Origin of the sequence: Mesorhizobium sp. M0778, from assembly GCF_040320105.1 — a bacterium.
Taxonomy (GTDB): Bacteria; Pseudomonadota; Alphaproteobacteria; order Rhizobiales; family Rhizobiaceae; genus Mesorhizobium.
Genome location: NZ_JAMYPA010000021.1, coordinates 86,824 through 106,419 on the forward strand (window position 1 = coordinate 86,824; position 19,596 = coordinate 106,419).

The 19,596-nt window shown below is 62.6% G+C and carries 20 protein-coding genes and 3 pseudogenes; 10 read left to right on the forward strand and 13 right to left on the reverse strand.

The genetic code is table 11. The annotated features are described in order from the left end of the window. Positions 1-5: 5 nt before the first annotated feature. The 7 genes and pseudogenes from NKI22_RS24800 to NKI22_RS24830 all read right to left on the reverse strand — a co-directional run bounded on the left by NKI22_RS24800 (position 6) and on the right by NKI22_RS24830 (position 5,081). Complete coding sequence (locus NKI22_RS24800; protein WP_352484015.1) at positions 6-785, reverse strand: DsbA family protein; 780 nt, start codon at positions 783-785, stop codon at positions 6-8. A 51-nt stretch (positions 786-836) separates the two neighbouring features. Continuing rightward, positions 837-1,574 (reverse strand): SCO family protein, encoded by a 738-nt coding sequence (locus NKI22_RS24805; RefSeq protein ID WP_352716169.1) that lies wholly within the window; start codon positions 1,572-1,574, stop codon positions 837-839. A gap of 13 nt (positions 1,575-1,587) precedes the next feature. Continuing rightward, entirely contained in the window at positions 1,588-2,115 is a 528-nt protein-coding gene (locus NKI22_RS24810) for a TlpA family protein disulfide reductase (protein WP_198030522.1), read from the reverse strand. A gap of 7 nt (positions 2,116-2,122) precedes the next feature. Beyond that, positions 2,123-2,563, reverse strand: coding sequence for a DUF411 domain-containing protein (locus NKI22_RS24815; RefSeq protein WP_023720628.1), 441 nt, complete (start codon positions 2,561-2,563; stop codon positions 2,123-2,125). Positions 2,564-2,591: 28 nt separating this feature from the next. After that, positions 2,592-4,028 (reverse strand): multicopper oxidase family protein, encoded by a 1,437-nt coding sequence (locus tag NKI22_RS24820; protein ID WP_352639453.1) that lies wholly within the window; start codon positions 4,026-4,028, stop codon positions 2,592-2,594. Positions 4,029-4,159: 131 nt separating this feature from the next. Next, the gene (locus NKI22_RS24825; protein ID WP_352639455.1) at positions 4,160-4,567 is read right to left on the reverse strand and encodes a hypothetical protein; all 408 of its coding nucleotides are present in this window, start codon (positions 4,565-4,567) and stop codon (positions 4,160-4,162) included. A gap of 87 nt (positions 4,568-4,654) precedes the next feature. Beyond that, positions 4,655-5,081: pseudogene (locus tag NKI22_RS24830) on the reverse strand (MerR family transcriptional regulator). Between the two features lie 108 nt (positions 5,082-5,189). Between NKI22_RS24830 and NKI22_RS24835 the strand changes: the two are divergent. Together NKI22_RS24835 and NKI22_RS24840 are read left to right on the forward strand one after the other, a co-directional pair. Then, the gene (locus tag NKI22_RS24835) at positions 5,190-7,346 is read left to right on the forward strand and encodes a heavy metal translocating P-type ATPase (RefSeq protein WP_502895820.1); all 2,157 of its coding nucleotides are present in this window, start codon (positions 5,190-5,192) and stop codon (positions 7,344-7,346) included. A 31-nt stretch (positions 7,347-7,377) separates the two neighbouring features. Continuing rightward, complete coding sequence (locus tag NKI22_RS24840; protein ID WP_023720625.1) at positions 7,378-7,974, forward strand: cation efflux transmembrane domain-containing protein; 597 nt, start codon at positions 7,378-7,380, stop codon at positions 7,972-7,974. A 198-nt stretch (positions 7,975-8,172) separates the two neighbouring features. Here the strand turns inward: NKI22_RS24840 and NKI22_RS24845 are convergent, their stop codons facing one another. Continuing rightward, entirely contained in the window at positions 8,173-8,595 is a 423-nt protein-coding gene (locus tag NKI22_RS24845) for a hypothetical protein (protein WP_352484009.1), read from the reverse strand. 188 nt (positions 8,596-8,783) lie between these two features. On the opposite strand from NKI22_RS24845, the gene NKI22_RS24850 reads away from it, so the two are divergent. From NKI22_RS24850 to NKI22_RS24865, 4 genes are all read left to right on the forward strand, one after another. Then, positions 8,784-9,596, forward strand: a complete 813-nt coding sequence (locus NKI22_RS24850; protein WP_352484008.1) for a class I SAM-dependent methyltransferase — start codon at positions 8,784-8,786, stop codon at positions 9,594-9,596. A gap of 611 nt (positions 9,597-10,207) precedes the next feature. Next, positions 10,208-11,737 (forward strand): DUF2778 domain-containing protein, encoded by a 1,530-nt coding sequence (locus tag NKI22_RS24855; protein WP_352484007.1) that lies wholly within the window; start codon positions 10,208-10,210, stop codon positions 11,735-11,737. A 196-nt stretch (positions 11,738-11,933) separates the two neighbouring features. Continuing rightward, positions 11,934-12,719 carry a ThuA domain-containing protein gene (locus NKI22_RS24860; protein ID WP_352639462.1) on the forward strand — a complete coding sequence of 262 codons (786 nt, stop codon included), beginning with the start codon at positions 11,934-11,936 and terminating at the stop codon, positions 12,717-12,719. Positions 12,720-12,774: 55 nt separating this feature from the next. Further along, entirely contained in the window at positions 12,775-13,833 is a 1,059-nt protein-coding gene (locus tag NKI22_RS24865) for a Gfo/Idh/MocA family protein (protein WP_352639464.1), read from the forward strand. Positions 13,834-13,936: 103 nt separating this feature from the next. Here NKI22_RS24865 and NKI22_RS24870 read toward each other — a convergent pair whose 3' ends face one another. Next, positions 13,937-14,635 (reverse strand): TetR/AcrR family transcriptional regulator, encoded by a 699-nt coding sequence (locus NKI22_RS24870; RefSeq protein WP_352639466.1) that lies wholly within the window; start codon positions 14,633-14,635, stop codon positions 13,937-13,939. 183 nt (positions 14,636-14,818) lie between these two features. Here NKI22_RS24870 and NKI22_RS24875 point away from each other — a divergent pair, with 183 nt between their 5' ends. Continuing rightward, positions 14,819-15,295 (forward strand): RidA family protein, encoded by a 477-nt coding sequence (locus NKI22_RS24875; protein WP_352639468.1) that lies wholly within the window; start codon positions 14,819-14,821, stop codon positions 15,293-15,295. Between the two features lie 310 nt (positions 15,296-15,605). Next, entirely contained in the window at positions 15,606-16,037 is a 432-nt protein-coding gene (locus tag NKI22_RS24880) for a DUF6841 family protein (RefSeq protein ID WP_023720614.1), read from the forward strand. 24 nt (positions 16,038-16,061) lie between these two features. On the opposite strand, the pseudogene NKI22_RS24885 reads toward NKI22_RS24880, so the two are convergent. After that, positions 16,062-16,259: pseudogene (locus NKI22_RS24885) on the reverse strand (polar amino acid ABC transporter ATP-binding protein); the annotation flags it as partial. Between NKI22_RS24885 and NKI22_RS24890 the strand changes: the two are divergent. Both NKI22_RS24890 and NKI22_RS24895 read left to right on the forward strand, forming a co-directional pair. Beyond that, a pseudogene (locus NKI22_RS24890) lies at positions 16,233-16,448 on the forward strand (Gfo/Idh/MocA family protein); the annotation flags it as partial. The pseudogenes NKI22_RS24885 and NKI22_RS24890 overlap by 27 nt on opposite strands. Positions 16,449-16,751: 303 nt before the next feature. Further along, the gene (locus NKI22_RS24895) at positions 16,752-17,174 is read left to right on the forward strand and encodes a hypothetical protein (protein ID WP_352641025.1); all 423 of its coding nucleotides are present in this window, start codon (positions 16,752-16,754) and stop codon (positions 17,172-17,174) included. 144 nt (positions 17,175-17,318) lie between these two features. On the opposite strand, the gene NKI22_RS24900 is transcribed toward NKI22_RS24895, so the two are convergent. From NKI22_RS24900 to NKI22_RS24910, 3 genes are all read right to left on the reverse strand, one after another. Beyond that, positions 17,319-18,047 carry an amino acid ABC transporter ATP-binding protein gene (locus NKI22_RS24900; protein WP_376703691.1) on the reverse strand — a complete coding sequence of 243 codons (729 nt, stop codon included), beginning with the start codon at positions 18,045-18,047 and terminating at the stop codon, positions 17,319-17,321. 29 nt (positions 18,048-18,076) lie between these two features. Continuing rightward, positions 18,077-18,751: an amino acid ABC transporter permease gene (locus NKI22_RS24905; RefSeq protein ID WP_352484003.1), complete on the reverse strand. Its 675-nt coding sequence runs from the start codon at positions 18,749-18,751 to the stop codon at positions 18,077-18,079. Then, positions 18,748-19,596: amino acid ABC transporter permease (locus NKI22_RS24910; protein WP_352958986.1), on the reverse strand; the 849-nt coding region annotated here is incomplete at its 5' end. The genes NKI22_RS24905 and NKI22_RS24910, both read right to left, overlap by 4 nt.

Here is a 19,596-nt window from a genome sequence, read left to right on the forward strand (position 1 = left end):
CCGGCTCATTTGCTGTTCCTCGCTTGCTCGATCAGTTTCTTCATCGTTGCGAGGTCGGTCGCGCCGGGGAAAATCTGCTCGCCAACGACGAAGCTTGGCGTTCCACTGATCTTCAGCGCCTGTGCCAGTTGCGTATTCCGGTCGATCGACGCCTGGATATCGGGCCGCTGCATGTCGGTCTTCAGCTTAGCCACATCGAGACCGACGTCGGCAGCAACCTTCAGCACGACCGCTTCGGTCACCCGCGTCTTCACCGCATACAAGGCCTTGTGGAATGCCATGTACTTGCCCTGGCGCATTGCGGCGAGAGCCGCCTTGGAAGCAAATACGGAATCCGTGCTGAGGATCGGGAATTCCTTGTAGACGATTTTGAGCTGCGGATCGTCGGCCACGGCTTGCGCCAGGATCGGCGCAACCTGGCGGCAATAGGGGCAGTTGTAGTCAAAGAACTCGACCATGATGACGTCGCCTTCGGCGTTGCCGCCGACCGGGCTCGCCGGGTCCCGGAAGATATCGTCGGCCTTGGCCGCCAGGGCAGCCTTCGCCTCTTTTGCCGCGGCCTCGCGCTGGCGGGCATCGAGGCTCTGCAGCGCCTCCATGACGACCTCGGGATGCGCGAGGATATAATCGTGGATGCGCTGGTCGAACTGGTCCTGGGACATCTCGCCCGCGGCGATCGCCTGACCGTGGATACCGAGCGCGAGCCAGGCCGTCGCACCGGCCAGGACGAAGGCACGGGCCATTTTGCCGATGGCTCCGCGCCATGAATTGGATTTGTGGATCACAGGGTTCTCCTTCCCTCTGTTTCGCCGGACCGCCGGCATGTGAATGGTGCCTCAGAACATGCCCTTGATCGTCGCCCACCATCCCGTTTCCGGCTCATGGTGCGGGCGCTCGACATTGTTGGTGAGCGCATTGACGAAGGTGACGAGATTGACCGCAGCGAAATTCAGGCCATGGAAATTCGCCCGCCAGCGGCCCTCCTTGTCGATCACATGGGTGACGGTGCCGTGCATCTGATAACCATCGTCCGTCAGTGTGAACTTGTGGCCGAAGGCCTCCGCCAGTCTGCGGGTCGCATCCTCCGGCTGATCCGCCGTCGTGGTCAGGAACAGCCAATTGACGGGATCGAGCCCGTGCGTCTGCCCGTAGCTGCGCAGCACGTCCGGCGTGTCCCTGGCGGGGTCGGTGGTGATGGTCACAAAGCTGACCTGGCCTCTCATCGGCGTGCCGTTCACCATTTTCTGGACCTCGGCGATCTTCTCGGCATGCAGGGGGCATACATCCGGGCACGATGTGTAGATGAAGTGGAGGACGACCACCTTGCCGCGCAGATCTGCCGTTCGCACGACACGCCCATCGGCGGTGCGCAGCGTGAATTCAAGCGCCGGCTTGTCGATCGTTTGGAAATATTTCTCGTCGCCCTCAAGCATGGTGTCGATTTCGTCGAGCGAGTGGGCTTGCGCCCGATACGAAAACCCCACGGTCAGCGCCGCAATGGCAATGGCGCCCAGCAGCAAACACCTCCACTCGTTCAAAGCCGATGCAAGGCAGCGAGCCTTCAACCCGGACATATCTGTTCCTTTCTCACTCGGCAGCGATGCGGCTGCCGATGAAGTCGACCATGTCGGGCGCGTCCCATTCGGCCGGCCCAATCAGCCGGCCGATCTCCTTGCCGTCGCGATTGATCAGCAGGGTTGCCGGAAGGCCGACGGAGCCGATGGCGAACATGGCCTTGCCCGAGGCATCGATGTTGAGGGCGAGGTGCTTGATGCCGATCTCGGCAAAGAACTTCTTCACAATCTCAGGACCGGCACGGTCCATGGACAGCGCGACGACCTCGAAATCCGGACCGCCCAGTTTGGCTTGCAGACGATCGAGCGTCGGCATCTCCTTGCGGCAGGGCGCGCACCATGTCGCCCAGATGTTGAGCAGCACGACCTTGCCGTGGAAATCCGCAAGCGTTTTCGGCTTGCCATTGCCATCCTCGAAGCTGATTTCCGGTACGGGGGCGGGCGCCTCGTGAACGACAAAGTTCTGCGTCGGCTCGGCGGCTGATACCGGCAGCGAAAATGCTAGCAGCATGCCAATCAGGACCATGGCCAGTTTGCTCACAATAGCCTCACTCGGTCGCGTAGACGGTGGGTGCCTTGCCGTCCTTGGTGAAGGCGTAGACGACGAAGGGGCCTTGCTTCTCACCACCCATGCCTGGAGCGCCCGTCGGCATGCCGGCCAGCGTTATGCCGGTGATGGCAGGGCGTTCGGTCAAAAGCTTCTTGACGATTTCGACCGGCACCAGGCCATCGACGACATAGCCGTCGACCATCAGCGTGTGGCAGCCTTCGAGGTCGGCCGGCACGCCGGCATCGCTGCTGATCTGAGAGAGATTGTTGACCGGCTTGATGTCGACCTTGAAGCCGTTGTGCTCGAGATAGTTGGCGTAGGATTCGCAGCAGCTGCATTGCGGGTTCTTGTACATGACGGCGTTGATCGTGGCGGCGAAGGCAGGCAGCGGCGTTGCGATCAGCAGGGACAGTGCGGCTAGGCGGTAGGTCAGTTTCATTGCAGTTCTCCTTGGTTGGACAAAACTTTCAGGTCACGCGGAACACTGTCATCAGGCCGGCCATCTGGTGATCGGCGACATGGCAGTGCAGCATCCAGTCACCGGGATTGTCGGCAACGAAGGCGCATTCGATCGTGTCCTTGGGGGCGAGCAGCACCGTGTCCTGCCATTGCCGGTGCGGTACCGGCGAGCCGTTGCGCGAAAGCACCGACAGGCTGAAGCCGTGAACGTGCATGGGGTGCCACCATGCGGTTTCGTTGCGCATGGTGAGACGGCAGGTGGCGCCGCGTTCCAGCGTGAACTGTGGCGCCATGCCCGCGTGGCCGTCGCCGGTCATCGACATGCCGTTGATTGCCCAGGCGGCGGCGCCGTTCATGCCGGGCATCGCCATGCTCATCATGCCGCCGACGCCGGCCAGCTTGCCGCCGCCCATCATGCCGCCCTGCAGGACGATCTCATGCCGTTCGGCCTTGGCCAGGTCGGGGGCCGGCAGCGGATTGGCCGGCAGGCGAAGCGGCGCATCGAGAGGATGATCGCGCAGCGGTGCTCCGGCGTCATAGGCGAGCGCGGTCAGGGAGTAGGCAAGGCCGTCGTAGAACTCATCGATCACCGCGTAGCGCTTGCCCGGGTCGCCCTGCATGTCGAGCACGACATCGATGCGCATGGCGGGCGCAAGCACCAAGCGTCCGCCCTCCGGCTCATGCGGGTCGCAGGGCTGGCCGTCGATGGCGACGATGACCGGACGGTGGCCTTCGAAACGCAAAGCCATGATGCGAGCGAGTGACGCATTGGCCAGCCGCAACCTGACGCGCTCGCCGGCCTTCACGGTCAGGTCGGCCGGCGGTGCACCGTTGACGGTGACGACATTGCCGACGCGGCCCGACATCGCCGCATCCATCATGTTGCCGAAGCCGGCAGCGATTTGCCCATCCTTGGTGAGCCGCCAGTCCTGCAGCAGCCATAGAAGCTCGCGGTCGACCGCGACCGGTTCGGCTTCCTCGACGATCAGTGCGCCTGCAAGGCCACGGCCAAGCTGAACCAGGCTGTCGGCATGCGGATGGTACCAGAAGGTGCCGGCATCGGGCGGGGTGAACTCGTACACGAAATTTTCGCCCGGCCTGATCGGCGGTTGGGTCAATCCCGGCACGCCGTCCATCGCGTTCGGCAGCCGGATGCCGTGCCAGTGAACCGTGGTGTCCTCGCCCAGTCCGTTCTCGACGATGATGCGAGCGGGCCGCCCCTGGCGCAAGCGCAGTGTCGGGCCGGGGACCGTGCCATCATAGGCCCATACCGGAGTGCGCGGACCATCGGGGCCGGTGAGCCGTGCCTGGCCTGGCGCCACCCTGATCCGGTGTTCGCCGGTAGCCAGCGCCAGTGCGGGGCGGATCGGCGCGGAGGCGGCAATGCTTGCCGCCGCAAGCAGGAATTTGCGGCGCGTTATGAACGGACTTGAAACGGAATTCACCCTTGTGACCCCTGCGGTAACCGACGGCGAACATCGCGACATCGATTGAATTGCTGCCGCGTCCGTTGCGCAGTACGCGCAACCGGACGATCAAACGCCGTCAATCAACCGCGGAAACGGCAGAAACGGCGTCAGACGAGAGCGCTGGGTCTTGGAGGGAATGGCTCGGGCAACAGACTTCGCCCGTGCAGGAACGCGGCGGGAAGCGCCGGCGGCAGCTCTACCCGCAGCAGTCCCGTCACGGGGAGAGCTTCCGGCAGCACCGCCAGAACCGGTGCGACGCAGGTCGGCGCACATTGCATCGGTTTGTCGTTGTCGGCCGAGCTCTTGAGGCAAGCGCTGCAGTCGCCGCCCTTGGCATCGGCCATCTTGGCCATGTCGGCGTCGGTGGTGCCGGCATCTGCGGCCATGATCATGCGGCTGTCGATCGCCATCCTCGCCGACATGACGGCAGCCTGGGCGGCTGACAGGCTGAACCCGGCGGTCACGACCATCGCGAGCAGCATAGTCAGGAGGTGTTTTGGTGACAGACGTGCCATCATCCGCTCAGGTTGACCGCAAAGCGCGGCTTTTGCAAGCTCGGCATGCTGCGACATCGGCGCTGGTGCGAGCTCTGGTCTGGCGAATCAATGATGAGGATGCTCACATTGATCGTGATCTGACAGCACCTCGATCACACGGCATTCGCAGACTTTCCCTTGCCGGCAGCCCTCAACCATCAGCTCCAGCTCGATCTTCAACGCGGCAAGGCTGCGTATTCGCTGGACGACCTCGGCCAGACGGGCTTGGGCGATGGCGTCGGCGGTTCCACAGGGCTGGTGGGGATTATCCTGCAACGTCAGCAGCGTCCTGATGGCCTCGATCTCGAACCCAAGCTCGCGCGCGTGCCTGATGAAGGCGAGCCGGCGCAAATCTGCCGCTTCATAATGCCGGCGATTGGCTTCGCTGCGGGCAGGGGCTGGAAGCAAATCGATCTGCTCATAGTAGCGGATGGTTGGAACCTTCACGCCGCTTGCGTCGGGCTGCTTCACCGATGGTCACACCTGCTGGCATCTTTTCGCTTGTTCCTCTAGTCACTAGAGGATGTAGCGTCGCGATCGAAGATGCAAGAGGTTCACCTTGGCTGCGACCAAACAACAGACCCGCTACCGCGTTGAAGGCATGGATTGCGCGAGCTGTGCCAGCAAAATCGATACGGCTGTGCGGCGGATGCCTGGTGTGCAGGATGTTAACGTGTCCATTTCGGCGGGCACTCTGACGGTCCTTCATACTTCCGAAAGCAATCTTGACGCGATCGAGAGGAAAGTCACCGGTCTCGGCTACGCTGTTGCTCCGCTGACCGCCAAGTCTGGAGCGCCGGCCTCCGATCAATTGGCCGACCATGACCACAGAACGCACAGTCACGACAAGAAATTAGCGGGGTTGCACGGCAACGATGATGCGCCGATGTCGGGGCCGTGGTGGAACGGCGCCAAGGACCGCCTGACCATCGCCAGCGGCGTTGCCCTGGCGATGGCTTTCGCGGTTCATTACGCCTGGCCCGCGACTGGCCCATGGGCCTTCATCGCTGCCACGCTGCTCGGCTTGGTGCCGATCGCGCGCCGGGCGGTCATGGCCGCACTCGCCGGCATTCCGTTCACAATCGAAATGCTGATGACCGTGGCGGCCGCCGGCGCCGTCATTATCGGCGCCGGCGAGGAAGCGGCGACAGTGGTCTTCCTGTTCCTGATCGGCGAATTACTGGAAGGGGTGGCCGCTGGGAAGGCACGTTCTAGCATCCAGGCGCTCACCACACTGGTTCCCAAGACCGCGCTGGTCGAAGAGGATGGGAGGAGCCGCGAGGTGCCGGCCGAAAGCCTGGCCGTGGGGGACATCATTCTGGTGCGGCCCGGTGATCGGATTCCGGCTGATGGCGAGATCACCGAGGGTGACAGCGCCATTGATGAATCGCCTGTTTCGGGTGAAAGCATCCCGGTGGGCAAAAAGGTTGGCGACGAGGTTTTCGCCGGCACTATCAACGGCGACGGCGTGCTGCGCGTCAAGGTCACGGCGGCCGCCGCCGACAACACGATCGCACGAGTCGTCAAGCTGGTCGAGGAGGCGCAGGAAAGCAAGGCGCCCACCGAGCGTTTCATCGACCGGTTCTCACGCTGGTACATGCCCGGCGTGGTCGCCGTCGCGGCGCTCGTCGCGATCATGCCACCGCTGCTCCTTGGCGGCGATTGGAACGAATGGATTTACAAAGGTCTGGCGCTGCTGCTCATCGGCTGTCCGTGCGCGCTGGTCATTTCTGTGCCGGCGGCAATTGCGGCGTCGCTTTCGGCGGGCGCCCGGCGCGGCCTGCTGATGAAGGGCGGCGCGGTGCTGGAAGGGCTCGGCACCATCACTGCCGTGGCGCTCGACAAGACCGGCACGCTGACGCTCGGCAAGCCGCAGGTCACCGATGTCGTTGCAGTGGGCGTCCGTGAATGCGAGATTCTTTCCCTGGCGGCAGCGCTCGAGACCGGTTCCAGTCATCCGATGGCCCTGGCCATTCTGCAAAGGGCCAATGCTGACAAGGTTCCGGTGCCACCTGCTGCCGAGGCCAGGGCGATTGGCGGCAAGGGCGTCGTCGGTCGCGTCGGCGGCAAGAGCCTGTTTCTGGGCTCGCCGGCCGCTGCCGGCGAAAAGGCGCCGCTGCCGGCCGACCACGCTGCACGCATCGCGGCCTTCAACGATGAAGGAAAATCGGTGTCGGTGCTGGTCATCGACGACGCTCTTGGCGGCTTCATCGCCATGCGCGACGAACCACGGCCGGACGCATTGGCGGGTCTAAAGGCGCTGACCGATGCGGGCATCAAAACAGTTATGCTGACCGGTGACAACAAGCGCACCGCGGCTGCCATCGGCAAGCATCTCGGCATCGAGGCGCGCGCCGAATTGCTGCCCGAGGACAAGCAGCGCATTATCGGTGAGTTGAAGGGGCAGGGGTTCAGGATCGCCAAGGTCGGCGATGGCATCAACGATGCGCCGGCACTTGCCGCGGCCGATGTCGGCATCGCCATGGGCGGCGGCACGGACGTGGCTCTTGAAACGGCTGACGCAGCGGTGCTGCATGGGCGCGTCGGTGACGTCGCCGCCATGATCCGGCTGTCCCAAGCAACCATGGCCAACATCAAACAGAACATTACAATGGCATTGGGGCTGAAGGCAGTGTTCCTGGTGACGACGATCACCGGTATCACCGGCCTTTGGCCGGCCATTCTCGCCGACACCGGGGCGACGGTCCTGGTGACAGCCAATGCCATGCGGCTGTTGCGCTGGAAGAGCAGCTGGTAAGAGCATCAACACCATCACATCGGGACAGACCATGCAGCAAGCCATTACGTCGGACGGCCTTCGCCGGGTGGTGCTTGTCGTCGCGCTGCTGAACCTCGGTTATTTCGGCATTGAATTCGCCGTGGCGCTGGCGATCGGCTCGGTGTCGCTGTTCGCCGACAGCGTCGATTTTCTGGAAGATGCCTCGGTCAATCTCCTGATACTGCTCGCCATGGGATGGTCGCTGCGTGCCCGCTCGCGGGTCGGCATGGCGCTGGCACTTATCCTTTTGGTGCCGGGCCTGGCGACGCTGTGGACCGCGTGGGAAAAGTTCAACATGCCGGTGCCGCCGCAGCCAACGGCCCTGACGCTGGCGGGGTTGGGCGCCTTGGCGGTCAACCTGTCATGCGCCTACATGCTGGCGCGCTACCGCCACCACAGCGGCAGTCTTACCAGGGCGGCATTCCTCTCGGCCCGCAACGACGCCGTCGCCAACATCGCGATCATACTGGCCGGACTGGTGACGGCCTTCCTATGGCGCTCGGCATGGCCGGATCTGATCGTCGGGCTGGGAATCGCGGCACTGAATGCAGACGCGGCGCGCGAGGTCTGGGAGGCTGCCCGGGAAGAGCACCGAGCCGTTTCGTGAAGCCAAACGCTCAGCGCGCTGCCGGATTGCTAATCCGCCAATGCAGGCCGCATACCGGCCGGCAGTCATCCAGAAACTTGCGTGATCTCTAATATAAACGCACACTTGCAAAGCGGACCGAGAGAGAAACCGCCACGAACATCATCAAAAAGGCCCGCGTCCCGGACGAGGACGCGGGCCGGTTTTCGTTGGCATGCGCTAGGCAGGCATCAAGACGGCGATGCGGTGGATGCCGACCACCTTGCTGGTGTTGGCTGCCGCCTCGGTCTTGCCCTTGGAGCAGGTATACATGTCACCTTCCTTGAGCTTGAATTGCTTGTCGGCTTTCTTGACCGTGAATTCACCGGCGGCAATGGTGCATACCATGTCGTTGTCCATTACCATTGCGGGAGCGGCTGCTCCCGGCTGAAAGACCACATCGACAATTGAGATGCTCTTGTAGGCGGGGATATCGGAATTGCCGGTGCCGACCTCGACCACCCTGACGCCGGGGGCTATTTCCTTGCCTTCCTTCGGGCCGTATTTCTTGACCTTTGCAGCTGCCGCCAGCGTGAACAAAGGCGTTACCGCGGCCGCCGTCACGCCGAGCGCAATTGCAGACCTGCGATTTATGGTTTTCATCGCATCCTACCATTATGTTGGCGACGCACCAATGTGCATGGCCACTCTATGTTAGCACATTTGCAGATAACTGCAGAACGCCGTTTCGGAGGGTCCATGAGCGAACCGCCTCCCGGTCGAATGCGACCGAATAACAAACAATTCCATGCTATGCTGGCGAGCCATCAAACGGACGGCGGGGGATAGCAATGTTGGAAACGGACAAGGTGTTCGCTGGCTCGATTCCGGAAAACTACGACCGCTATATGGTGCCGTTGATTTTCGAGCCGTTCGCCGCAGATCTTGCACGACGGGCCGCGTCCTTGTCGCCCAAGGCCGTTCTGGAAACCGCCGCGGGCACCGGGGTTGTCACCCGCGCATTGGCGCCAAAACTGGCCCCCAGTGCAAGCTATGTCGTAACCGACCTCAACCAGCCGATGCTCGACTACGCCGCTTCGCGGCAAGCTCCCGATGATCGCATCGAATGGCGTCAGGCCGATGCTCTGGCGCTGCCGTTTGAAAATGCGACCTTCGATCTCGTTTGTTGTCAGTTCGGTGCGATGTTCTTTCCCAACCGCTCATCTGCCTACCGCGAAGCCCGGCGAGTTCTGAAGCCTGGCGGACATTTCCTATTCAGCGTATGGGATCGCATCGAGGAGAATGTATTTGCCGACGATGTGACGAATGCTCTCGCAAGGATTTTTCCGAACGATCCGCCGCGCTTTCTGGCCCGCACGCCGCATGGCTACCACGATACGGCACTGATCCGTCGCGAACTGGAGGACGCAGGTTTTTCCGGTGTGGTGATCGAGACGAGGGCCGAACAAAGCCGTGCCTCCTCGCCGCGTCTTCCGGCCGTTGCTTATTGCCAGGGCACTCTGCTTCGCAACGAAATCGAGGCCAGGGAGGCGGGAAAACTGGATGCTGCAACCGACTACGCCGCAGCCGCGATTGCAGACAGGCATGGCAGCGGCGAGGTTGCTGCCAAAATCCAGGCTCACATAATCATGGCTGTGGTCTGAACGGTTCATCGTTTTCCGGGCGGAAAACCGTTTCACACTTTTCCTGGAATTTGCTTGAGGTGCTGGATATTCCGTTCCAGCGCTGAGCAGTAAACGTCTTGCCGCTATCCTGAATTCCCAGACGTTAATCGTTCATTCGCCCAAGTGGCAGGTCGACAAGTGGCAGGTCGATAACCGCCAGTTCGACCGATCGCCGGGGCTTGATGGCGGCGGCTGCCGGCGGCGCGATTTCGGTCGGCCTGGCTTCACTTTGGCAGCCGTCGCCGACTCCGCCCAGCAAGGTCTAGTCATTTCGCTTTCTTGACTCGGCCGACAAAAACGGGCAGCAAAGTCATCATTGGAGGGCAGTTTTGCCAACTATGCAGGTTTTGGAGGGCGTTTTTCGGTGTGACCGTCGCCCAATCGGCGGTCGGTAGAGGGATTGGTTAACCAACTTTGTCCATCTTTTGAATCAATCGGCAACAGACGCGAAGTGTGCTGGGGGCACCAGGCGAACTGTGAATGTCACGGCTGCGAAATCCGCTAGCCGGCAACGGCCGATTGAGAGTGGTTGAATGGCGTTTGTAAGTGCGAAAACCCGGGGTGACAGTCCTGCAACTGGATTGACTTCGATGAGGCCCGGCCTGCGCTGGGTCGCGGTTCCGGCCGTCGGCGCAGCCATTGCTTTATGGTCGGTGGCGACCTTGGCCGGCCTTTATTCGATGGGAACCTCGCTCACCGCCGCTTCCAACGGTCTCCCGCAAAGCCTGCTCGCGCCGCGCACCATCGCGCTCGCCGATCCTCGCCGCAGCCTTGCAAAGGCGCAGGCCCCGACATGGGCCGCGGCAAACGCAGCGCTGTCGGCCCAGTTGCTGCAGCACGGATGCGATGCCAACTGCCTCCGGTCGGCGTCGAACTTCGTTCACCAGGGAAAATCGGCGCGTCTCAAGCGCAATACCGTGCCGCTTGTCGCCGATGCATCGCGGCAATCCAGCTTCGACGACGTGGTGGCCAAAGCCGCGCTGTCGCCGCAAAAGCTTGCCGCTGCCTTTGCCCGTGCCTCCTCCGGCTCACCCGTCATGCTCGCCAGCCTGCCGGCCGATGCCCGGTTCGCCGAGCCGGTACGCATACCCGACCCGAACGGCCCGGCATCGGTGCGCTTCGGGCCGGCGGTGGCGGAGATCGAACGCTCGTCGCGCCTGGCGCTGGCGCTGGCGAATACGTTGCCGGAGCAGATGATCGACGTGCTCCCGGCAGCCGTCATGGCAAGCGAGCCCGCGGCTTCACAAGAGCCGCAAGAACCTGAGGTCCAGTTGGCCTCGCTGCCGCCGCAGGACGACATGCCCGACAGCATTCCGCTGCCGACGCTGCGTCCGCGGGCGGTCATCGATCAGCCGGCGCCCCAGACTCAAGCCTCGAAAGACCGGGCGCCGAAAGACCGGACGCCAAAGGATCAGGCAGCAAAAACGGAGCCGCCCCAGGCATCCAAGGCCCAGGCATCGAAGACCCAGGCATCCAGGGCGAGCAAGGTCCAGACGGCCGATGCTCCGCCGGTCGAGACGCAACCCGGCAGCCTGTCGCCTCGCAATTCGTCACAAGCGGCAGTGCCGGCGGTGTCGGGCAAGCCGGGCAAACGGTCGAAGACGCAGGGCGGCGACATGCTGGCCTATGCCAAGCCCGACATGCCTTCCGGCGGACTCGGCGGGGCCTTCAGGAACCTGTTCACCACGCCTGGCATGGGCAGCGGCGTCGCCGTCTACGACATCTCGGCCAAGACCGTCTATATGCCCGACGGCTCGCGGCTGGAGGCACATTCGGGATACGGTTCGATGGTCGACCAGCCGCGCTACGTTCACAAGAAGAATGTCGGTCCGACGCCGCCCGACACCTACAATCTGACGCTGCGGGAATCGCGCTTCCACGGCGTCGAGGCACTGCGTCTCACCCCTGCCAGCGGCAGCAACAAATATGGCCGCGACGGCCTGCTCGCCCACACCTACATGCTGCGCGGCGGCCGCGCCGAATCCAATGGCTGCGTCGTCTTCAAGGACTATGCCCGCTTCCTCGCCGCCTACAAGAAAGGCAAGATCAAGCGCCTTGTCGTGGTGCCGCGGCTGTCGAAGCCGCTGACACGCGTCGCCCAAGAGGGCCGCGGCGCTTAGGTTATTCGCAGGCAGCGCAAACATGTGAGATGTCGGCGGGAACAGCGCCGGCATCGCTGGTTTTGCCGCGTGGACTTTCCCGCCCGATTTCCAACAGATTGTCAGCAGCCGGCCGCGAAACGGTTTTCATTCCCGGCCGGGGATATTATGACTGACCGGTCGGGCGGCTCCAGCTTCAAACAATCAAGAGGACATCATGACAATACGCGCTGTCGTTTGGGGCGAGAATATCCATGAGCGGACCAATGAGGTGGTCGCCGGCATCTATCCCGCGGGCATGCACGCGACGATTGCCAATGCGCTGAAGCTCGACCCCGAGATTTCGGTGTCGTGGGCAACCCTGGAGCAGCCGGAGCATGGGCTGCCGGCCGACCGTCTGGCCGAGACCGATGTCTTGCTGTGGTGGGGGCACAAGGACCATGGCGCCGTCGCCGACGAAGTGGTCGAGCGCGTGGCGCGCCGTGTCTGGGAGGGCATGGGGCTGATCGTTCTCCATTCCGGCCATTTCTCGAAGATTTTCAAGAAGCTGATGGGCACGCCCTGTACGCTGAAATGGCGCGAGGCGGGCGAGCGCGAGCGGCTTTGGGTGACCAGCCCCAACCACCCGATCGCAGCCGGGATCGGCGAGTATTTCGAGCTCGAGAACGAGGAGATGTATGGCGAGCAGTTCGCCGTGCCGGAGCCGCTCGAGACCGTGTTCATCTCGTGGTTCCAGGGCGGCGAAGTGTTCCGGTCGGGGCTGACCTATCGCCGCGGCGCCGGCAACATCTTCTATTTCAGGCCCGGCCACGAGACCTATCCGACCTATCACGATGCCAACGTCCACAAGGTGCTGCGCAATGCGGTGAAATGGGCGCACAACCCGCTCGGCTCCAATCCGGCCATCCTCGATGCGCCGAACGTGCCGGCGGAAAAGGCGCTCGAGCCGATCGTCGAGCGCGGCGGAAAACTTCATTCCGCCGGCGAAGCCGGCTTTCGCTAGACCACAAATCCATGGTCGAACAAGAAGATAAAGCCCTGTCCTAAGGATAAGAATCATGCGCCTCTTGATACTCGGCACCGGTTGGATGGCGGAGGAGCACGCCAGGCAGTTCGGCAAGATCGAGGGCGTCGAACTGATCGGCGCCGTCGATCTCGACCGTACGCGTGTCGACAAGTTTTCGGAGATCTACGGTATCCCCAACCGGTTCGCGTCGTTGGACGAGGCGCTGGCATGGGGCAAGTTCGACGCGGTGGCGAACGTGACGCCGGATCGCATCCACCATCCGACCACCATGATGCTGATCGCGGCAGGCAAGCCGGTGCTGTGCGAGAAACCGCTGGCCGAAAATTTCGAGAAGGCCAGTGAGATGGCCAATGCCGCCGAGCGGGCCGGCATCATCAACATGGTCAACCTGACCTATCGCAACGTCGCGCCGCTGCAGAGAGCGCGCGCCATGGTGCTGGCCGGCGAGATCGGCACGGTCAGGCATGTCGAGGCGTCCTATCTGCAGAGCTGGCTGGTGTCCAAGTTCTGGGGCGACTGGCGCACCGATCCGAAATGGTTGTGGCGGCTGTCGCGCGGCCACGGCTCCAATGGCGTGCTGGGCGACGTCGGCATCCATATCCTCGATTTCGCCAGCTATGGCGCGGCGCTCGACATCGACCATGTGTTCTGCCGGCTGAGATCCTTCGACAAGGCGCCCGGCAACCGGATCGGCGAGTACGGGCTCGACGCTAATGACAGTTTCACCATGTCGCTGGATTTCAGCAATGGCGCTTTCGGCGTCGTCCATGCCAGCCGCTGGGCAACCGGCCATTTGAACGAACTCCGCCTGCGCATCTACGGCGACAAGGGCGGCATCGAAGTCGTGCACAATCTGACCGGCTCAGAGCTGAAAGCCTGCATCGGCGAAGATGTCGAGAACGCCAAATGGCAGGTTCTGGACGCCGGAACGGTGCAGACCAACTACCAGCGCTTCGTCGATGCAGTGCGCAACGGCGTCCAGGCCGAACCGTCGTTCCGGCATGCTGCCGAATTGCAGAAGGTCCTCGACCTCGCCGTCGTCTCGGATGAGAAGCGGGCTGAATTGAGCACGCACGCGGATGCGCAATAGGCCTGGGTTCCTCGCGGCGGGGCGGGGGCGGTCAGGGTCAAAACAAAACCGAGTTTGCATCTCGGCCATTCACGGCAGGAAGTCACGACTCTGAAAGCAGAGTTCATTGTCTTGGAGAGAGGCCATCGAGCAGGAAGCCGAGGCCTTTCCGGAAAGCACCATCCCAATCGTTATCCAACAGCAGACGAGAGCGTTCGATCGTCGGATAGCGTTGGCTGAGCCCTGTAAGGCGCTGCTGCGTGTCGGCTCTGCCGTCGTACGAGAGGTCGAAGTTCGCCCGGCTGATGGTGGCGCCCATCACATAGTTCCACAGCGACCATATCGCGACGTTCAAATCTGCGTCCGCCACACCGGCCCTGGACAAGGTCTTGCTCAGCAGTTCAAGGCGACTGAGGATGTTCGCGCCGAGCGCCCGGCGCGGCAACAGCGATGCCGACCAAGGATGGCGCAGCATGCTGGCGCGCCAGTCTTCGAGCATATGGACGACTTCTCCGCGCCAGTCTCGAGGCTCAACCAGTTGCGGCGGTCCGCCATATTCGAGCACCGAATCGAGCGCCAGATCAAAGACATCCTCTTTGTTGTCGACGTGCCAATATAGGCTCATCACGCCCGAGCCGAGGCGATCGGCCAGCCGACGCATCGTCAATCCGTCGACCCCTTGAGCGTCCAGCAGTTCTACCGCGGTCGCCACGATACGTTCCCGCGAGAGAGGCGGTTCACTGCGCGGCTCCTGCACGGGCTGGAGCGACCCGCTTGTCCGCTGAGATCGCGTGCTCCGGGCGCCGCTACGTTTGGCTGCCATCCGTCTTCCTCGCTGTTCGGGCCGTCGATTTTGACCGGCAACGCGACGAATGTCGATCCTGAACGATTGACTCGTACGACGTACCATGCGACTGGCTCGTGCGGCGTACGAGTCGATCGCCGATATCAATCATGCCGGCCGCGAGGGTGTCTTGCTCGCAGTCGGCAGAGCCAAGAGAAAATCATGCCACGCGCCAGGCGCCTGCTTATCGGAGGGTTAATCGTGATGACCATGGGCGTTTCCACTGCCACAGCGAATGATCTCAAGCTGACCATCGTCAATCCACAAAACCTCTATGACCCATCGCCGAATGGCTACAGCACGGCGGTGATCCCGCCCCGCGGAGCCCGGCTGGCCTACATCTCCGGACAGGGCGGCCAGGACAGCACGGGAGCCTTGTCGCCCGACTTCGCTGTCCAGGTTGCGCAGGCCTACGCAAATTTGCGCACCGCCCTCGATGCGCTCGGTGCCAGGCCGGATCAGGTCGCCAAGCTCACGGTCTTTGTGGTCGATCACGATATGTCCAAGCTTGGGGTCTTGACCAAGAACGTCAAGGAGATGTTCGGCGAGGCGCTGCCGGCGCAGACTCTAATTCCCGTTCCCAAGCTTGCAATCGACCCGATGCTCTTCGAGGTGGAGGCCGTGGTCGTGCTTGACTAGGGGCGCGGCTATAGCTCCGATCGCCCAAATTGAAATGGGTCGAGCGCGCCTCCGACAGCCGCGCGCTCGCCATCACGAGGGCCGAGCAACAGGGCTTCGCTTGTTGCGTCTGCGGCGACAAGGGTGGCATCGAAGTCGTGCACAATCGGGTCGCACCACGCATTCGTCATCCCAGGGTCTGCGCCGCGTCGCTTCGCTCCTTGCTCCACCCCCGGGACGAAGTCATCATGGCTGAGGCCATTGCGGATGTCGGAGATCGGCGGAGCGTTTCCTGCTCCCACCCAACATAGCCTCACCTGGAGATGAAATGATGGAAACCAGCGTAAGGAAGCTATTCGAGAGATATGAGCGCTTTTTCAACCAGTCCCTCGGCGGCGACATGGACATGGATGAAGTCGCATCGCTGTATGCTTCGGACTTCATAGCGGCTTCGCCCGCCGGGGTCATGACTGGAAAGAACGATGGGCAACTCAAGCAGGTCATGGCGCAAGGCTATGCGCACTATCGCGCGATAGGTACGAAGGAAATGCGGATACGCAACCTCAGGCTCTCGCCGATAGACGAACATCATTGCGTGGCCCATGTCGCCTGGACGGCAACCTATGCCCGCAGGGATCAATCGAAGGTGGCGATAGATTTTGACGTCCACTACCTCGTGCAGAAATTGGACGCGGAGCCGAAGGTTTTCGGCTGGATATCAGACGACGAGCAGGCGCTGTTGAGAAAGCACGGCATCGTCTGAGGTCCGCTTTGTCCTAATGCCCTCCTAATGCCGCAGGATCTTGCTCAGGAAAGCGCGGCTGCGGTCGGTCTTCGGGTTGGAGAAGAACTCGTCCGGGGTGCCGCTCTCGACGATGGCGCCGGCGTCCATGAACACGACGCGCTGGGCGACCTTGCGGGCAAAGCCCATCCCGTGCGTCACCACCATCATGGTCATGCCTTCCTCGGCGAAGACGTCGAGAACGCTAAATGGCAAGTTCTGGACGCCGGAACGGTGCCCACCAACTACCAGCGCTTCATCGATGCAGTCCGCAACGGCGTCCAGGCCGAACCGTCGTTCCGGCATGCTGCCGAATTGCAGAAGGTCCTCGACCTCGCCGTCGTCTCGGATGAGAAGAGGGCCGAATTGAGCACCCACGCCGATATGCAATAGGTTTGGCTTCCTCGCCCCCGCCAAGCGGGGGGAGATGTGGCCGCAAAGCGGCCGGAGAGGGGTCTTTGGCAGCGAGGGCATTCGCAAGAATGAAATGTCTTTAATGTCGGGACAAGGTCGCACGCAATGACATGGTCAGCGCAATTCCCCCTCTCCGTCTCGGCGACCCGGGTGGTTTGTGAAACCTCGCTAGCCGCGAGCGAGACTGAACTAACTCGGAAGGTCAGTTGACTCTTCGCCGCAACGGCCCATCCTTGATTGTTGGCCTACCTTTCCGACCAACTTTTGAACAGGGAGGAAACAATGGAAGCCGTCAATCGTAGATCCACACTTGCACTCGGTCTTACACTGGCCGCAACGCCTCTGATCGCTTGGGGGACACCAGCATCCGCCCAGACTTACGGCCCCGATGAGGGCAAGGAGGTCTCACCCGGCGTCAGAGTTGTAGCGCTTGGTGAGCGCAAGTCGGTCATACCAGCCTATGCAACGGTGAAGCTGCGCGATGTTGTCATTCAGCCCGGAGCGAAGACGGCTGACAACATGATGAAGAACGACATGCTCTGCCACATGACTGAGGGAGAACTTTCGGTCGTTCACAACAAACAAAAGTTCACAGTCAAGAAGGGCGATGTTTGGGCCTGCGCTAATGGCGCTACGACAGAAGGCACCCAGAACACGAGCAGTGCGGTCGCGATCATGCGGGTCATCGATTTGATGCCCGCATAAGGGAAGCGGCCTGGTGGAAGTGCGGCAATGGCCGCCCTAAGAGGAAGCCCGGCGCGCATCTGTCGTATTAGGGAACGTCCAGCGAAGGGCCGCTTTCCATCCATCTCGGCCATCGACGACAGCCAGCTGAGTTGAGTTTGAACTCTAATGCCGCAGGATCTTGCTCAGAAAGGCGCGGCTGCGGTCGGTCTTCGGGTTGGAGAAGAACTCGTCCGGCGTGCCGCTCTCGACGATGGCGCCTGCGTCCATGAACACGACGCGCTGGGCGACCTTGCGGGCAAAGCCCATCTCGTGCGTCACCACCATCATGGTCATGCCTTCCTCGGCCACCGCAACCATGACGTCGAGGACTTCCGAGATCATCTCGGGGTCGAGCGCCGAGGTCGGCTCGTCGAACAGCATGATCTTGGGGCGCATGCCGAGGCAGCGCGCGATCGCCACGCGCTGCTGCTGGCCGCCTGAGAGCTGCGCCGGATAGGCATCGACCTTGTCGGCGAGGCCGACCTTGGCGAGCAGCTCGCGCCCGGCCTTCTCGGCCTCAGTCCGCGGGATCTTGCGGACATGGATCGGCGCCAGGGTGACGTTCTCGAGCGCCGTCTTGTGCGGATAGAGGTTGAACGACTGGAAGACGAAGCCGATCTCGGTGCGCAGTCGCGTCATGTTGGTGGCGGGGTCGCCGAGGCGCTGGCCGTCGACCGTCAGGTCGCCGTCGCGGATCGTCTCCAGGCCATTGATGCAGCGGATCAAGGTGCTCTTGCCCGAGCCGCTCGGGCCGCAGACGACGACCACTTCGCGCGGCTCGACGCTCAACGTGATATCCCTGAGCACGTTGAGCTGGCCGAACCATTTGTTGACGCCGCGAAATTCGATCATGCCGGCACCATTCTTGCTGCTGAGGTTCGTCATATCTGCACCTCGCCATGGGCCGCGCCCATGCGCTGTTCCAGCCGTCGGGCCAGCATGATCAGGGGGTAGCAGACGATGAAATAACCGAGGCCGACGAGGAAGAAGACGAGCAGGCCGTTCGGCACACGCTGCACCACCAGCCACCCGACGCGGGTGAGATCGGTGAGCCCGATGGCCGAAACGACCGAGGAATCCTTGATCAGCAGCACATATTGCCCGACCAGCGGCGGCAGCACGATGCGCATCGCTTGCGGCAGCACCACCTGGCGCATGCGCTGCCAGCGCGACAGGCCGGACGCCAGCGCCGCCTCGACCTGGCCGGTCGGCACCGAGCGGATGCCGGCGACGACGATCTCGCAGATGAAGCAGGCGGCCAGATTGGTCAGCGCGATGATGCCGGCGGTGAAGGCGTCGAGCTCGATGCCGAGTTCCGGCAGGATGAAGAAGATCAGGAAAATCTGCACCAGGAACGGAGTGCCGCGGATCAGGTCGACCCAGCCGCCGATCGCGCTGCTGATCAGCCGGTTGCCGCCTGTGCGCAGGATGCCGAGGCCGAAGCCGAGCAAGGTGCCCAGCACCAGGCTGATCAACGACAGCACCACGGTCATGCCGAGGCCGCGCAAGGCGAGGGGATAGCTGCCGGCGATGCTTTGCAGTTGCTGCCAGATCATGTCCGTGCCCCCGCCAGGCCGAGCCAGCGCCCGGAGAGTGCCGCCAGTCCCTTCAGCCCGTAATAGAGCAGCAGGTAGAAGGCGGCGATGGTGATAAAGCCTTCGGCCGGCATGAAGCGGTCGGAAGCGAGCAATTGTCCGGCGCGCGTCAATTCGGCGACCGAGATCAGCGACAACAGCGCGGAATCCTTGACCAGCACGATCGCCTGGCCGAGCAGCGGCGGGATCGTCACCTTAAACGCCTGCGGCAGGATGACCAGGCGCATGCGCTGGACATAGGTCATGCCCGAGGCGACGCCGGCCTCGACCTGGCCGCGCGGGATCGACAGGATGCCGGCGCGGATGATCTCGGCGACATAGGCGCCGCTGTTCAGCGACAGGGCCAGGATGCCGACGACGAGCTCGGGCAGGACGAAGCCGAGCCGCGGCAGGCCGAAATAGAGGAAGTAAAGCTGCGCCAGCAGCGGCGTGGCGCGCACCGCGTCGATATAGGCCTTGGCCGGGACGCGGAACAGCCGGCCACGCTGCAGGTTCATTGCGGCGAGCACGATGCCGACGGCGAGCGCGCCGGCAAAGGAGAGGACAGACAGCCACACCGTCATGACGAGGCCCTGCCCGAACAGGGGCAGATATTCGACGATGGTGCGGAAGCTGAAGTTTTCGAGCATGGTGGGGCGGTGACTGGTGAATGGTGAATGGTGAGTAGCGAGTAGCGAGTAGCGAGTAGCGAGTAGTGAGTAGCGAGTAGCGAGTAGCGAGTAGCGAGTAGCGAGTAGCGAGTAGCGAGTAGCGAGTAGCGAGTAGCGAGTAGCGAGTAGCGAGTAGCGAGTAGCGAGTAGCGAGTA

Excerpts from the sequence above, each read along its gene's own strand:
- NKI22_RS24805 (WP_352716169.1), bottom strand. The coding sequence starts at position 1,574 with ATGTCCGGGTTGAAGGCTCGCTGCCTTGCATCGGCTTTGAACGAGTGG.
- NKI22_RS24815 (WP_023720628.1), bottom strand. The coding sequence starts at position 2,563 with ATGAAACTGACCTACCGCCTAGCCGCACTGTCCCTGCTGATCGCAACG.
- NKI22_RS24825 (WP_352639455.1), bottom strand. The coding sequence starts at position 4,567 with ATGGCACGTCTGTCACCAAAACACCTCCTGACTATGCTGCTCGCGATG.
- NKI22_RS24835 (WP_502895820.1), top strand. The coding sequence starts at position 5,190 with ATGGATTGCGCGAGCTGTGCCAGCAAAATCGATACGGCTGTGCGGCGG.
- NKI22_RS24840 (WP_023720625.1), top strand. The coding sequence starts at position 7,378 with ATGCAGCAAGCCATTACGTCGGACGGCCTTCGCCGGGTGGTGCTTGTC.
- NKI22_RS24845 (WP_352484009.1), bottom strand. The coding sequence starts at position 8,595 with ATGAAAACCATAAATCGCAGGTCTGCAATTGCGCTCGGCGTGACGGCG.
- NKI22_RS24850 (WP_352484008.1), top strand. The coding sequence starts at position 8,784 with ATGTTGGAAACGGACAAGGTGTTCGCTGGCTCGATTCCGGAAAACTAC.
- NKI22_RS24855 (WP_352484007.1), top strand. The coding sequence starts at position 10,208 with ATGAGGCCCGGCCTGCGCTGGGTCGCGGTTCCGGCCGTCGGCGCAGCC.
- NKI22_RS24860 (WP_352639462.1), top strand. The coding sequence starts at position 11,934 with ATGACAATACGCGCTGTCGTTTGGGGCGAGAATATCCATGAGCGGACC.
- NKI22_RS24865 (WP_352639464.1), top strand. The coding sequence starts at position 12,775 with ATGCGCCTCTTGATACTCGGCACCGGTTGGATGGCGGAGGAGCACGCC.
- NKI22_RS24870 (WP_352639466.1), bottom strand. The coding sequence starts at position 14,635 with ATGGCAGCCAAACGTAGCGGCGCCCGGAGCACGCGATCTCAGCGGACA.
- NKI22_RS24875 (WP_352639468.1), top strand. The coding sequence starts at position 14,819 with ATGCCACGCGCCAGGCGCCTGCTTATCGGAGGGTTAATCGTGATGACC.
- NKI22_RS24880 (WP_023720614.1), top strand. The coding sequence starts at position 15,606 with ATGGAAACCAGCGTAAGGAAGCTATTCGAGAGATATGAGCGCTTTTTC.
- NKI22_RS24895 (WP_352641025.1), top strand. The coding sequence starts at position 16,752 with ATGGAAGCCGTCAATCGTAGATCCACACTTGCACTCGGTCTTACACTG.
- NKI22_RS24900 (WP_376703691.1), bottom strand. The coding sequence starts at position 18,047 with ATGATCGAATTTCGCGGCGTCAACAAATGGTTCGGCCAGCTCAACGTG.
- NKI22_RS24905 (WP_352484003.1), bottom strand. The coding sequence starts at position 18,751 with ATGATCTGGCAGCAACTGCAAAGCATCGCCGGCAGCTATCCCCTCGCC.